The 222-nt window shown below is 51.8% G+C and carries 1 rRNA gene; it reads left to right on the forward strand.

Annotated features, from left to right (window positions below):
* Positions 1-222 (forward strand): 16S ribosomal RNA (locus tag H6A12_RS13230); the annotation flags it as partial.

Below are 222 nucleotides of genomic sequence, written 5' to 3' on the forward strand. Positions count from 1 at the left end.
GAATTGACGGGGGCCCGCACAAGCAGTGGAGTATGTGGTTTAATTCGAAGCAACGCGAAGAACCTTACCAGGTCTTGACATCCTTGGACCGCTTAAGAGATTAAGCTTTTCCTTTCGGGGACTGAGTGACAGGTGGTGCATGGTTGTCGTCAGCTCGTGTCGTGAGATGTTGGGTTAAGTCCCGCAACGAGCGCAACCCTTGTTGCTAGTTGCTACGCAAGA

Origin of the sequence: Merdimmobilis hominis, from assembly GCF_016901855.1 — a bacterium.
Taxonomy (GTDB): Bacteria; Bacillota; Clostridia; order Oscillospirales; family Ruminococcaceae; genus Paludihabitans.